This is a genomic window from Campylobacter sp. BCW_6873, from assembly GCF_001762365.1.
GTDB classification, from domain to species: domain Bacteria; phylum Campylobacterota; class Campylobacteria; order Campylobacterales; family Campylobacteraceae; genus Campylobacter_D; species Campylobacter_D jejuni.
The window spans coordinates 41,820-55,554 of sequence record NZ_MJWS01000075.1 but is presented as its reverse complement, the minus strand read 5'-3'; the positions used below and the strand labels follow the sequence as shown (position 1 = coordinate 55,554).

Here is a 13,735-nt window from a genome sequence, read left to right as displayed (position 1 = left end):
TTATCTCTTTTTTAAATTATACAATTAATTTTTATATAAGATGCTTAAAAGACTTTTAGCTAAATGTTTAATAACACCTTAGACAACATTAATGATATTTTTTGCATTAGAAATCAAATTCAAAAAACAATACTTTGATTTTAAGTATCAAATGACTTTGATTTGAAAAGCGGTTTTATACATCCCCACTACTATCTTTTATACCCACAACATTATCAAGCTTTGAAACCTTTTCTATAAATTTCAAACTAAGTGCTGGTGCAAAAAGAGGTATATTATAAACATACAAGGGAAGTTTCACTTTAGAAGATAGATCTTTTACATACTCAAAAAGTGCATCTTCGCTTAATTTATAATAATAAGGCATAGCAAGCAACAAAGCATCAAGATCTAATTCATGAGCTTTTTGCGCCAAAGTAAAAGTATTTTGATAAATTGTTGAAGCAATACCTGTGATAATAGGCACATTATTTTTTGCAGCTTCTTTTGTGAGTTTCATTAGTTTAACTTGCTCTTCCACACTCAAAGCTTGAGAATCTCCTGCACTTCCATTACAAAACAATCCGTTCAAGCCTTTAGAAATACCAAATTCACAATAATGAATAAATTCTTTTTCATTAATACTTCCATCATCTTTATATGGAGTAAGCAAAGCCGGTAAAGTTCCTTTTAAAATTCCCATTTTTATTTTCTTTTCGTATATACAAAAATATATTTATATACAAAAAATATAACAAAATATTTGTAAAAAAATCAAGCTGTTAGCTTGGTAAAATTCGTATTTTATTCTTATTAACTGCCAATTTTTACAAAAAAATATTAAAATTAATAAATAATAAAAATTATGATTTTATGTTACTAAAAGTAAAAAATATGCTAAAATTTATAAAAATAAAACAAGGATAAAGACAATATGCATCAGCCCACTCTTAGAGTGTTAAATATTCTAGAATTACTTGCAAAAGAAAAGCTTACCTTAAGTGCTATAGCTAAAAAACTAAACATTCCTGCTGGAACTCTTTGGCCTATTTTACAAACTCTTCAAGAAAAAAAATATATCAAATGTGATTTAAAAAATAAAAGTTATTATTTGGATTTTAAGATTATAGAATTAGGATGTAATATAAAAAACGAAAATAATATTTTTGAAATAATCAAAAAGCATATGAAAAATATAAGAAATTTAACCAATCAAACTTGTCAAATGGGAATTTTAAAAGATGGAAATGTGCTTTATTTAGAAAAAATTGATGCCAATAATACAGTGCAATTAAAATCTTTTATAGGCACTTCGTATCCTGCTTATGCAACATCTTTAGGCAAAGCCTTACTATCAAATAAAAATAAAAAGGAATTAGAAAAACTTTATCCTAAAAATTTTGATAAAATTACAGAAAACACCTTAAATAATATAAATGAACTCTATCAACAAATCAAACAAATTAAAAAAGAAAAAATTGCCATAGAAATTGGAGAAATGAATCCTCAAATTGAATGTATGGCTATAGGCATAGAACATAAAAATAAAATAATTGCTGCCATTAGTATATCTTATCTAATTTATTGCTCTAATAAAGCTTTTAGAGAAAAAAATAAAAAAATACTTCTAGAAGAAAAAAATAAAATAGAAAAAGTTTTAAAAATTTATTTTAATGATTTAGATACACTGTATTAATATAGCCCAGGAGGGCTATAAAATAGAGTTTTATTCTTGTTCTTTAAGTTTTAAATTTTGTTCACCATAAAGCCCTGTTCCAACAGGTATCATTCTACCTAGAATAACATTTTCTTTTAAATCTTCTAAGTAGTCAAATTTACCCGCTATACTTGCTTCGGTTAGAACTTTAGTAGTTTCTTGGAATGAAGCTGCAGAAATCACACTATCACTTCCAATCGCTGCTCTTGTTACACCTAAAAGCACAGGCTCAGCAATAGCAGGTTCTCCACCCATTCTAATGATTCTTTCGTTTTCTTCACGGAATTTACGTCTTGAAACCAAATCACCCTCGATAAATTTCGTATGTCCACTATCTACAACTTTTACTTGTCTTAGCATTTGAGAAACGATAACTTCTATATGTTTATCAGAAATCACAACACCTTGTCCGCGATAAACTTGTTGAATTTCAGAAATCAAATAATAATGCAAGGCTTTTTCACCTAAAATTTTAAGCACATCATGACTTGAAACAACTCCATCTGTAAGTTTTTCACCTGCATGGATAAACTCGCCATCTCTTACTTGAATGTGTTTTGATTTATCTATTAAATACTCAGCACTTGTACCATCTTCTGCTTGGATAATAATTCTTTCTTTAGAACGCAAAGGTTTATCAAAACGAACAACACCATCAATTTCTGCAATCACAGCCGCATTTTTTGGTTTTCTTGCTTCAAAAAGTTCAGAAACTCTTGGAAGACCTCCTGTAATATCTTTTGATTTAGCTGCAGCTTTTGGAGTTTTTGCTAAAATATCTGCTTGAGTGATTTTATCACCATCATGAACAAAAATAACGGTTTTTGGTTCAAGCTGATAACGCACAGCCTTATCACCTTTTCCTGCAATTACCAAAGTCGGTCTAACTCCGCTTGGCAAATACTCATTAATCACTAAAGAACGCTTACCTGTAGCTTCATCAATTTGCTCATCAGCACTATAACCTGCTTCAATATCCTCAAAGCTTATAACACCATCAATTTCTGCAATGATAGTATTATTATAAGCATCCCATTCTGCAATCACTTTTCTTTCTTTTTTAGGAGCACTTGCAATGATAGTATTTGCATCATCGATTTTTTCACTATCGTTAAATTCTATCTTAGATTCTCTTGGAATATAGTGTCTTTTTGCTTCTCTATCATTTTCATCAGCAATCACTACAAAGAATCCTTTTTCTTTAACAATATCACCTTTTTTAACATTTTTTACTCTATCTAAACCATCGCCTTTAAGGATATAAAATTTAAGCGTTCCTTTTTCGCCTGCTTTGATATTTTGAACTACAGGCTCACCATCTTCTACTAAAATTTCACTCGCAAAAGGGATACGATTTGGTACATTCCAACCCTCTTTAATCACTTCTACGATACTTTCATTTTCTTCTACTTGCATACCGCTTTGATATGGCAAATAAAGTTTTCCATCTATACTGCCACTTACACCTGCTAATTCATTTGGTTTAGCAAGATCGTATTTTCTTAATATGTATTTTACTTCTTGTTTTTTATCTTTAATAGAAACAATCACATCTTCATGAATATTTTCTATATTAATCACACCTTTAAATGGAGTTTTGATTTTTGGCTCCACAAGTAAAACCGCCGCATTTCTACGATTTGCTACGATATTTTTACCTTCTTTGTTTTTATAAGTTTTAAGATTATAAAATCTTATAAAACCTTCTTTTTGTGCACTTACTTGTCTATCTTGTAAATCCGTACTTGCAGTTCCCCCACTGTGGAAAGTTCTTAAAGTTAGCTGCGTTCCTGGTTCACCGATAGATTGAGCGGAAATAATTCCTACTGCTTCGCCTGGTTTTACCAATTTACCTTCACCAAGATTGATACCATAACATTTTGCACAAATTCCTTTTTTAGCTTTGCAGGTAATAGGAGTGCGGATATTGACACTTTTTATACCGCTTTCTCCAAGAATTTTTGCTTTTTCCTCATCCATTAAAGTACCTTCTGCAAAAAGCACAGAATTTGTAATAGGATCGATCACATCTTCAGCTAAAACCCTGCCTAAAATTCTTTCTTCTAAAGTTTCTATAATAGAACTATCTGCGGTAATTTCATTGATTTCAACACCCTCATGTGTTCCACAATCTTCAATGGTAATTTTTACATTTTGTGCAACATCGATGAGTTTTCTTGTCAAATAACCCGCATTTGCTGTTTTAAGAGCGGTATCTGCAAGACCTTTTCTAGCACCGTGAGTTGAAATAAAGTATTCAAGAACATTTAGTCCTTCACGGAAATTCGAAATAATAGGAGTTTCGATAATAGAACCATCAGGTTTAGTCATAAGTCCTCGCATCGCAGCAAGCTGAGAAATTTGAGCCGCACTACCCCTAGCACCAGAATCTGCCATCATATAAATAGAGTTAAAACCTTCTTTATCTTTTTCTACAAGCTTCATCATCTCTTTTGAAAGGACATTGTTTGTACTTTTCCAAATATCAATGATTTTATTGTATCTTTCCCCTGAAGTAATCAAACCAAGATTATAAGAATTTTGAATTTCTCTTACTTGTTTTTTTGCTTCATCGATAGCTTTTTGCTTGTCATTAGGAACAATAATATCTGCAATCGAAATTGAAATACCTGCTTTAGTTGCATACTCAAAACCTAAATTTTTAAGTCTATCCAAGAAACTTGCTGTAATCTCTAAACCGCCTTGTTTATAAACATAATCCACAAGCGCGGCAATGTCTTTTTTCTTTAAAACTTTATTCCAGCTATTTTCAGGCACAAAATCAGGTAAAATGGATTTGATAATCAATCTTCCTGCTGTAGTGGTAATCTTTCTACCATCTACCATAGTTTGTATACTCGCATGAATATCCAAACACTTGCTTTCAAGTGCCATCATCACTTCATCAATGCCTGTACAAATTTTATGTGAACCTTTAGCACCTGCTTTTTCCAATGAAAGATAATAAATTCCTAAAACCATATCTTGTGATGGAACGGTTACAGACTTACCGCTTGCTGGCAAAAGAATATTCATTGATGAAAGCATAAGCACTTTACATTCTGCAATAGCCTCTTGAGAAAGCGGCACATGCACTGCCATTTGATCCCCATCAAAGTCCGCGTTAAATGCTGCACAAACTAAAGGATGAAGTTGTATAGCCTTACCTTCTACTAAAACAGGATGAAAAGCTTGGATAGAAAGTTTATGCAAAGTAGGCGCACGGTTTAACATAACAGGATGTCCTTTTACCACCTCTTCTAAACATTCCCAAACTTCATTGGTTTTGTTTTCTATCATTTTTTTAGCTTGTTTTACTGTGGTTGCATAACCTTTTTCTTCAAGCTTAGCTAAAAGGTGTGGTTTAAAAAGCTCTAAAGCCATTTTTTTAGGTAAACCACATTGATCCATTCTAAGTTTTGGACCCACAACAATAACACTACGACCTGAGAAATCCACCCTCTTACCTAGTAGGTTTTGTCTAAAACGTCCTTGCTTCCCTTTGATAATTTCACTTAAAGATTTTAATGGGCGTTTATTTGCTCCTTTTACAGCATTGGCACGACGACCGTTGTCAAAAAGTGCATCAACAGCCTCTTGAAGCATTCTTTTTTCATTTCTGATAATGATTTCAGGTGCATCAAGCTCCATAAGTTTTTTAAGACGTGTATTTCTATTGATAACACGACGATATAAGTCATTCACATCAGAAACTGCAAATTTCCCACCATCTAAAGCCACTAAAGGACGCAAATCTGGCGGTAAAACTGGGAGATTTGTAATCATCATCCATTCAGGACGATTTGGTACAGCTTCATCGCTATCGGTATTGGCGTTTAAATTTGAATTTAAGAAATTTTCTACAACTTTTAAGCGCTTAATGATGGTTTTTTTCTTAGCCTCTGAATTTGTAGCCGCCATTTCTTCTTTAAGCTGATTTAAAAGCGCTACAAGATCTAAATTTGCAAGTAAATCACGAACAACTTCTCCACCCATTCTTGCTTTAAAGCCACTATTTTCATAGCGTTGCATTAAATTTTGATATTGCTCTTCGTTTAAAACATCACAATATTCTACTTTTTTAGTACTTTCGTTATCATAGAAAGCATCACCTGGATTTTCAACGATATAAGCTTCATAATAAAGCACACGCTCAAGATCTTTCATCTTAACACCCAAAAGCGTTCCTATACGACTCGGAAGAGAATTAACATACCAAATATGAGCCACAGGAGTTACAAGCTCAATATGTCCCATTCTAGAACGACGCACTTTTGAATTTGCTACTTCAACACCACATTTTTCGCACTTAACACCTTTAAAACGCATTTTTTTATACTTACCACAAAGACATTCATAATCTCTTATAGGTCCAAAAATCTTTGCACAAAAAAGCCCATCTCTTTCAGGCTTTAAGGTTCTATAATTGATAGTTTCTGGTTTTTTTACTTCTCCATAAGACCATGATTTGATTTTTTCAGGACTTGCAAGTCTTAGTTGAAACGCTTCAAAATCCCTAGGTCTTGCATCTTCTTTGATTTCTATTACTTTAAATTTACTCATTATCTTCATCCTTATCAAAAATCTCAACATCTAAAGCAAGAGATTTAAGCTCATTGGTTAATACAAAAAATGTTTCAGGGATTCCCGTTGCTGGAACATTTTCACCTTTTGTCAATGCTTTATAAGCACTAAATCTACCTTCTACATCGTCTGATTTGATAGTTAACATTTCTCTTAAAGTATGAGCCGCTCCATAAGCTTCAAGTGCCCAAACTTCCATCTCCCCAAATCTTTGTCCCCCAAAGAGTGCTTTACCACCCACAGGCTGCTGGGTAACTAAGCTGTAAGGTCCTGTACTTCTTGCGTGAACTTTCTCATCAACCAAGTGGTGGAGTTTTAGCATATACATACATCCTACATGAACACGCTCTGCGATTTTCTCACCCGTGCGTCCATCATAAAGTTCTGTTTTGCCGTCCATATCTATCTTGGCCATTTCAAAAAGCTTGCTAAATTCTTCTATATTTACACCTTCAAAAACAGGAGTAGCAAATTTAACTCCTTTACTCCAGTCTCTAGCATAGTTTAAAAGCTCTTCATCGCTTAAGCTTTTAATAAATTCTTTTTCGCTTGCAAGTCTTGGAATAGAACAAATTTCAAGCATTTTTGCTCTTAATTCTTTAAGAAAATCTTTTTGCTTTCTGTCAAAAATTTCTTGAATCTGATCTCCAAGTCTAAGTCCAATTAAACCCAAATGGCTTTCTAAAATTTGGCCTATATTCATACGACTTGGAACGCCAAGTGGATTAAGTGCAATATCCACACTTTTACCATTTGGTAAATAAGGCATATCCACTTCAGGAACTATAGTTGAAACTATACCTTTGTTTCCGTGACGTCCTGCCATTTTATCACCGACTTTAAGCTTTCTCTTTGTAGCAATATAAACTTTAACAAGCTTAATTACCCCACTTGGTAAAATATCATCTTTTTCTAAAATTTCAAGCTTTTCATCGTGTTCTGCTTTTAATTTTTTCTTCTCATTTTGGAAATGATTTTTTAAATCATCGTATTCTTTTTGAATCTCTTTAGAATAAGCTTTAATCAAAGTTGTTAAAGTAAAACGATTGATTTTTTCAAGTTCGCTAATATCTGCGGTTTGTCCTTTTTTATAATTTTTATCTCCAATTTTTTGATCGCTATTTAAAGGGGCTTTGGAAAGAAGAGCACAAACACGAAGCATTTCTTCTCTATCCATCATCAAAAGTCTATCATGATGTTCTTTTTCTAAAGCCATTTTTTCCTTATCATAAGATTTTATTGCACGATCATCCTTTTCATAGCCTTTTTTAGTGAAAATTTTAACATCCACAACAACGCCCTCTAAAGAAGCGGTTGCATAAAGTGATTTATTCACAACATGTCCTGCTTTTTCTCCAAAAATCGCTCTTAAAAGTCTTTCTTCAGGAGTTGGCTTAACCTCACCTTTTGGAGAAACCTTACCCACCAAAATCATACCTGGTTTGATATGGGTACCAATTTTTGCAATACCGCTCTCATCAAGATGTGCAACATCTTCTTCTTTTACATTTGGGATATCTTTGGTAATTTCTTCTATACCATCTTTTAGTTCTCTTGCTTCAATTTCTTTTTCATAAATATGCACGCTTGTAAAGGTATCTTCACGAATAATTCTCTCACTTACAACTATAGCATCCTCATAGTTATAACCATTCCAAGGCATAAAAGCGATTAAAGCATTTTTACCTATAGCAAGTTCGCCTTGATCCATAGAAGGACCATCTGCGATAATTTGTCCTGTTTTTACTATATCACCTTTTTTAACAATAGGATGTTGAATATAATTTGTATTTTGATTGGTTCTTAAATTTTTCTCCATAGTGTAATGATCGATAAATGGACCTTTATCATCTTCACCTAAAATGAAAATGCTTTTATTATCCACTTTCTCAACCACACCGCCACGCTTTGCTTTAACAGCTTCCCAAGCATCACGCGCAATAATTTGTTCCATACCTGTTCCTACTATCGGAGCTGAAGCAGTAAGAAGTGGCACAGCTTGACGTTGCATATTTGAACCCATTAGCGCTCTGTTTGCATCATCGTGCTCTAAAAACGGAATCAAAGAAGCTGCAACCCCAACAACCATACCTGAGCAAAGATCGATTAATTGCACTTCTTCGCGTCTTGCAAGTATAGTTTCACCATCTTGTCTAGCCTCAACAAATTCTTCTACTATATTGCCTTTAGCATCAACTTTGGTTGAAGCTGGTGCAATAAACAAGCCTTCTTCTTGTGTTGCTGTAAGATAAACAACTTCATTAGTCACTTTACCATTTACAACTTTTCTATATGGTGCTTCAACAAAGCCAAGTTCATTTACTTTTGCATAAGTAGAAAGAGTGTTAATCAAACCAATATTTTGACCTTCAGGTGTTTCAACTGGACAAATTCTACCATAATGTGTCGCATGAACATCACGCACTTCAAAACCTGCTCTTTCTTTTACAAGTCCACCTTCACCAAGCGCTGACAAACGACGCTTATGAGTAACCTCGCTTAAAGGGTTGGTTTGATCCATAAATTGCGAAAGCTGACCTCCTGTAAAAAATTCAATGATGGTTGTAGTAATCATTTTAGGATTGATTAAATCATAAGGCATTACTTTATCAAGATCCGCATTTAAAGAAGTAAATTTATCTCTGATCGCCTTTTGCATTTTTGCAAGACCTAAATGAAGTTCATTGGCTAAAAGTTCACCTATAGAACGGATACGACGATTTCCTAAATGATCTCTATCATCAATATGTCCTTTACCATTTTTTACTTTAATTAAATATTTTGCAGTTTTAATAATATCTTCATTAGTCAAAACAGTAACATACTCAGGCACTTCAAGACCTAACTTATGGTTCATTTTCATACGACCTACCTTGGTAAGATCGTATCTTTCAGGATTGAAGAATAAATCATTTACAAAAGCCTTCGCTGCATCTTTTACCACAGGTTCACCTGGACGCATAACTTTGTAAATTCTAATCGCAGCTAAATCATTTTCATCATCGATATTTTCACTTTGTTTAAGAAGTTTTAGAGTTTCTCCATCTTGAGCAAAGGAGTTAATAATCGCTGCATCAACGCCATTAGCCAAGTCATTTGCTATATCAAAACTTTTTTGCTCTTTAATCTTGGCAAGCTTACTCTCATCTAGCAAAGTTAAAGAATCAAATAAAACCTCTCCACTTTCCTTATCAATAATAGGATTTGCCAAATAACGATTAAGTAAAATTTCTACAGGGTATTCTATCCATTTTAAACCGTCTTTAATAAGCTGTTCTGCTTTTTTCTTTGTAAGTCGTTTTCCAGCTTGATGAACAATTTTTCCTTTTTCATCTTTAATATCATACTCTATTCTGTCCATAAAATCATTTGGATTAAATTCTGTTAAAAATTTATCTTTTTTCACATGTATAGTCTGGATAGGATAAAACAACTTAATAATATCCTGTTTTTTATACCCTAAAGCCCTAAAAAGCATAGTTACAGGAACTTTTCTACGCTTGTTAATTCTTACATACAAAACATCTTTGGCATCGTATTCAAAATAAAGCCACGAACCACGATCAGGAATAATTTGTGCTGTATAAACAAGCTTATTTGCAACCGTTGAACTTTCTTCTTCTTTAAAAATAACACCAGGGCTTCTATGTAATTGATTTACAACCACCCTCTCAACCCCGTTAATGATAAAAGATACACGATCTGTCATTAAAGGAATTTCGCGGATATAAATTTCTTGTTCTTTAATATCTTTTACGCCAACTTTTTCCCCTGTTTTTTCATCTTTTTCATGCAGAGTAAGACGGATTTTCATTTTTAAATTTACAGAATAAGTCAAACCTCTTTCCATGCATTCGCGAATGGTATATTTTGGCTTGCCTATTTCACTACTAACATATTCAAGACTCAATCTATTTTGCGGATCATGAATAGGAAAAATTGATTTAAAAACTTTTTCTATACCACTTTCACCATTATCAAGATTTAAAAAATAATCAAAACTCTTTTTTTGTAATTGTAGAAGATTTGGGATTTCTATTTGTTTTGAAATGTTTGAGAAGTCTACTCTTAAACGATTTCCTAATTTATTATCTAACATATCGCACATACCTCATGGTAAATTTTGTAAATTTAAAAAAGAAGACCTAAAAATTAGGTAAAAATAAAAAAAGAAGACTTGCCTTGGCAAATCTTCTTCTAACTTTAAAGCTTAAAATTACTTAAGTTCTACTTTAGCACCAGCTTCTTCAAGTTGTTTTTTAGCTTCTTCAGCTTCAGCTTTAGCCACACCCTCTTTTAGAGTTGAAGGAGTTTGCTCAACTGCATCTTTTGCTTCTTTAAGACCAAGGCCTGTAAGAGCACGAACGATTTTAATAACTTCAATCTTTTTAGCACCGCCATCAGTTAAAACGATATCAAATTCAGTTTTTTCTTCAGCAGCAGCTGCAGCACCACCAGCTGCAGCACCACCAGCCACCATTACAGGAGCAGCAGACACACCAAATTTTTCTTCAAATTCTTTTACAAGTTCTGATAACTCAAGAACACTTAAATTTGAAATATATTCTAATACATCTTCTTTAGAAATTGCCATTTTTTATCCTTTTATTTAATTTATTCAGATTCTTTTTTATTTTTAAGCGCATTTAAACCTATTGTGAAATTGGTAATTGGCGCATTCCAAACTTGCAAAAGCATAGCAAGCAACTCATTGCGTGAAGGCATTTTAGCAAGAGCTTTAACCTTAGCAACATCTGCAACTTCGCCTTCAATATGAGCTGTTTTGATTTCAAATTTATCGTTATTTTCTTCAAATTTAGCAGCTACTTTTGAAACACTTAGCTGATCTTCGCCCCAAAGATAAATATTTGTATCTTTAAGAACTAGACCTGTTTTACCGGAATTGTTAAGAGCAATGTTAGCCAAAGTATTTTTAACAATTTGAACTTTTACATTGTTTTCTCTTGCATTATTTCTAAGCTCTTCTAGTTTTTTTGTGCTAAGACCTCTGTAATTACAAACTACAATAGCTTCACTAGCTTTAAAATCTTCTTCAAGTTTAGCAATAATCTCAACTTTTTCGCTTCTAGTCACATTTTCTCCTTTCCGATTGAGATTTCAAGTAGAGTGGAAATCCAATTAAGCTTACGCCTCGACTATCTTCAATCTAAAATAAACATCTCAAAAAATCAAAAATTTTTTCAAATGTTTATTTTAAAACAAAAGAGTTGCAAAAAAGCAACTCTTATTTCATATCAAGCAATTCTTGTGTTTCAAGCTTTACAGAAGGGCTCATTGTCAAAGATAAAGCCGCATTTTTAATATATCTACCTTTAGCTGCGGCAGGTTTGTGTTTGTTAATTGCCTTTACAAAAGTGCTAACATTGTCCCATAATTGTTCTTTGGAAAAACTTACTTTACCAAGACCTGCATGGATATTTCCTTGCTTATCAACACGGAAATTTACCTGACCACTTTTTGCATTATTAACTGCTTGAGCAACATCCATAGTCACTGTTCCGGTTTTAGGATTTGGCATTAAACCTTTTGGCCCTAAAATTCTACCAACTTTACCAACAAGTCCCATTAAATTTGGAGTAGCAATCAAAACATCAAAATTCATATTACCTTTTTGAATTTCTTCTACTAAATCATCGCTACCCACAATATCTGCACCAGCATTTTTCGCTTCATCAGCTTTTGCGTCTTTTGCAATTACAGCAACACGAACTTTTTTACCCGTTCCAGCAGGTAAAACAACAGATCCTCTTACCATTTGATCTGCATGTCTTGGATCAACATTAAGTTTTAAAGCAATTTCTACAGTCTCATCAAATTTAGCAGACTTTAAAGTCTTTATTGTATCAATTGCATCGCTTAAAGCATACTCTTTATTTGAATCAATTTTTTGTGATAATTCTTTTAATCTTTTTGCTATCTTAGCCATTTATTTTCTCCGCATTTTAAAGTGCTACCGCCTTTTACCTTGGCGGTGAAAGGATTAATCAACGATTTCAACACCCATAGAACGAGCTGAACCTGCAATAATTTTAGCAGCTTGATCTCTATCTTTAGTATTTAAATCTGCAATTTTCTTATCTACTATTTCTAAAACTTGAGCACGAGTTAACCTACCCACCTTATTTTTAAGTGGATTATCCGTACCTTTAGAAATTCCAGCTGCTTTTTTGATCAAATCCGTAGCTGGCGGTTGTTTTGTAATAAAAGTAAAACTTTTATCTGCATAAACAGTGATAACAACAGGGATATTAAAACCTGCCATATCTTTTGTTCTTTCATTAAAAGCCTTACAAAACTCCATAATATTAACACCTTGCTGACCCAAAGCAGGACCAACAGGTGGTGATGGGTTTGCTTTTGTGGCAGCAATTTGCAATTTAATTTCGCCTACGACTTTTTTAGCCATAACAAATCTCCTTACTTGATATAAATTAAATTATTTTCTCAACTTGAGAATATAAGATCTCCACTGGAGTTGAGCGTCCAAAAATAGAAACATTTAATTTTAATAAACCACGAACCATATCATACTCTTCTACAATTGCAGTAAAGTTTGCAAATGGCCCTTCTGTGATTCTCACATTTTCCCCTTCTTCAAAAGAAATCTTTGGTTTAGGCGCTGCACGATTGTGAACTTTTTCCAAAATCAAATTAATATCTTTTTCTGTTAAAGGGGTTGGCTTTTTGGATTCTCCAATAAAACGACCAACCTTTGGAAGAGATTGAATGCGATGCCAAAGCTCCGTATTTAAATCAAGAAGTGCAAAAACGTATCCTGAATACAAACTTCTTTCGCTAATCTTCTCCTTTCCATTCTTAAATTCAATAACATCTTCAGTTGGAACAACAATTTCTTTAAGTTGTTCTTCAATTCCGTTATCTTTTACTAAATTTTCAATGGCTCTTTTAACTGCCATTTCACTGCCAGCATAAGTTTGAATTGCATACCATTTATGAGTACTCATTTACTCTCCTTATACGATCGCAGAAACAATAGAGGACATAAGCCAATCCACTAACGCCAAAAACAAAGAAATCACCGCAACAACTACAAAAACTGTAATATAGGCATTTCTTACCTGTTCTTTTAAAGGAAAAATTACTTTCCTTAATTCGGCTTTTGATAATTTAAAATAAGTTATTAATTTTTCCATTTATTTAAACCTTAATTATGGCAGGGCAAGAGGGATTCGAACCCCCAACCATCGGATTTGGAATCCGGCGCTCTACCGTTGGAGCTATTGCCCTAAGGCGCAAGCTTAACTTTTTAGCTTAACTTCTTTGTGAAGTGTATGTTTTTTTAATCTTGGGCAATATTTTTTTAATTCTAATTTTTCAGTAGTATTTTTACTATTTTTATAGGTACTATAATTAATATCACCACATTCTTCACACTTTAAACCAACTTTAATTCTCATTTCAATTTTCCTTAAA

10 protein-coding genes, 1 tRNA gene and 1 pseudogene are annotated in these 13,735 nt (G+C 33.0%); 1 reads left to right on the top strand and 11 read right to left on the bottom strand.

Annotated features, from left to right (window positions below; translation table 11 throughout):
- Positions 1–181: 181 nt before the first annotated feature.
- Positions 182–682 (bottom strand): annotated as a pseudogene (locus AJ932_RS06010) (dihydrodipicolinate synthase family protein); the annotation flags it as partial.
- A 231-nt stretch (positions 683–913) separates the two neighbouring features.
- On the opposite strand from AJ932_RS06010, the gene AJ932_RS06005 reads away from it, so the two are divergent.
- Positions 914–1,675 (top strand): IclR family transcriptional regulator, encoded by a 762-nt coding sequence (locus tag AJ932_RS06005; RefSeq protein ID WP_002793545.1) that lies wholly within the window; start codon positions 914–916, stop codon positions 1,673–1,675.
- Between the two features lie 30 nt (positions 1,676–1,705).
- Here AJ932_RS06005 and rpoC read toward each other — a convergent pair whose 3' ends face one another.
- The 10 genes from rpoC to rpmG all read right to left on the bottom strand — a co-directional run bounded on the left by rpoC (position 1,706) and on the right by rpmG (position 13,719).
- The gene (gene rpoC / locus AJ932_RS06000; RefSeq protein WP_002880691.1) at positions 1,706–6,259 is read right to left on the bottom strand and encodes a DNA-directed RNA polymerase subunit beta'; all 4,554 of its coding nucleotides are present in this window, start codon (positions 6,257–6,259) and stop codon (positions 1,706–1,708) included.
- Positions 6,252–10,388: a DNA-directed RNA polymerase subunit beta gene (rpoB, locus tag AJ932_RS05995; protein ID WP_074497520.1), complete on the bottom strand. Its 4,137-nt coding sequence runs from the start codon at positions 10,386–10,388 to the stop codon at positions 6,252–6,254. The genes rpoC and rpoB overlap by 8 nt, the downstream gene beginning before the upstream one ends.
- Positions 10,389–10,496: 108 nt before the next feature.
- On the bottom strand, positions 10,497–10,874 hold the full coding sequence (gene rplL / locus AJ932_RS05990) for a 50S ribosomal protein L7/L12 (RefSeq protein WP_002854820.1): 378 nt from the start codon (positions 10,872–10,874) through the stop codon (positions 10,497–10,499).
- A 20-nt stretch (positions 10,875–10,894) separates the two neighbouring features.
- Complete coding sequence (gene rplJ, locus AJ932_RS05985; RefSeq protein WP_044779815.1) at positions 10,895–11,374, bottom strand: 50S ribosomal protein L10; 480 nt, start codon at positions 11,372–11,374, stop codon at positions 10,895–10,897.
- A gap of 151 nt (positions 11,375–11,525) precedes the next feature.
- The gene (rplA, locus tag AJ932_RS05980; protein WP_002854928.1) at positions 11,526–12,227 is read right to left on the bottom strand and encodes a 50S ribosomal protein L1; all 702 of its coding nucleotides are present in this window, start codon (positions 12,225–12,227) and stop codon (positions 11,526–11,528) included.
- Positions 12,228–12,281: 54 nt separating this feature from the next.
- On the bottom strand, positions 12,282–12,707 hold the full coding sequence (gene rplK / locus AJ932_RS05975) for a 50S ribosomal protein L11 (protein WP_002861210.1): 426 nt from the start codon (positions 12,705–12,707) through the stop codon (positions 12,282–12,284).
- A 25-nt stretch (positions 12,708–12,732) separates the two neighbouring features.
- Entirely contained in the window at positions 12,733–13,266 is a 534-nt protein-coding gene (nusG, locus tag AJ932_RS05970) for a transcription termination/antitermination protein NusG (protein ID WP_002851098.1), read from the bottom strand.
- Positions 13,267–13,275: 9 nt separating this feature from the next.
- Positions 13,276–13,455, bottom strand: a complete 180-nt coding sequence (secE, locus tag AJ932_RS05965) for a preprotein translocase subunit SecE (RefSeq protein ID WP_002854985.1) — start codon at positions 13,453–13,455, stop codon at positions 13,276–13,278.
- 18 nt (positions 13,456–13,473) lie between these two features.
- A tRNA-Trp gene (locus AJ932_RS05960) sits at positions 13,474–13,549 on the bottom strand.
- An 11-nt stretch (positions 13,550–13,560) separates the two neighbouring features.
- Positions 13,561–13,719, bottom strand: coding sequence for a 50S ribosomal protein L33 (rpmG, locus tag AJ932_RS05955; protein WP_002793551.1), 159 nt, complete (start codon positions 13,717–13,719; stop codon positions 13,561–13,563).
- Positions 13,720–13,735: the final 16 nt, after the last annotated feature.

Coding starts and splice junctions, on each gene's coding strand:
- rpoC (WP_002880691.1), bottom strand. CDS start 6,259: ATGAGTAAATTTAAAGTAATAGAAATCAAAGAAGATGCAAGACCTAGG.
- secE (WP_002854985.1), bottom strand. CDS start 13,455: ATGGAAAAATTAATAACTTATTTTAAATTATCAAAAGCCGAATTAAGG.
- rpoB (WP_074497520.1), bottom strand. CDS start 10,388: ATGTGCGATATGTTAGATAATAAATTAGGAAATCGTTTAAGAGTAGAC.
- AJ932_RS06005 (WP_002793545.1), top strand. CDS start 914: ATGCATCAGCCCACTCTTAGAGTGTTAAATATTCTAGAATTACTTGCA.
- rplK (WP_002861210.1), bottom strand. CDS start 12,707: ATGGCTAAAAAAGTCGTAGGCGAAATTAAATTGCAAATTGCTGCCACA.
- rpmG (WP_002793551.1), bottom strand. CDS start 13,719: ATGAGAATTAAAGTTGGTTTAAAGTGTGAAGAATGTGGTGATATTAAT.
- rplA (WP_002854928.1), bottom strand. CDS start 12,227: ATGGCTAAGATAGCAAAAAGATTAAAAGAATTATCACAAAAAATTGAT.
- rplL (WP_002854820.1), bottom strand. CDS start 10,874: ATGGCAATTTCTAAAGAAGATGTATTAGAATATATTTCAAATTTAAGT.
- nusG (WP_002851098.1), bottom strand. CDS start 13,266: ATGAGTACTCATAAATGGTATGCAATTCAAACTTATGCTGGCAGTGAA.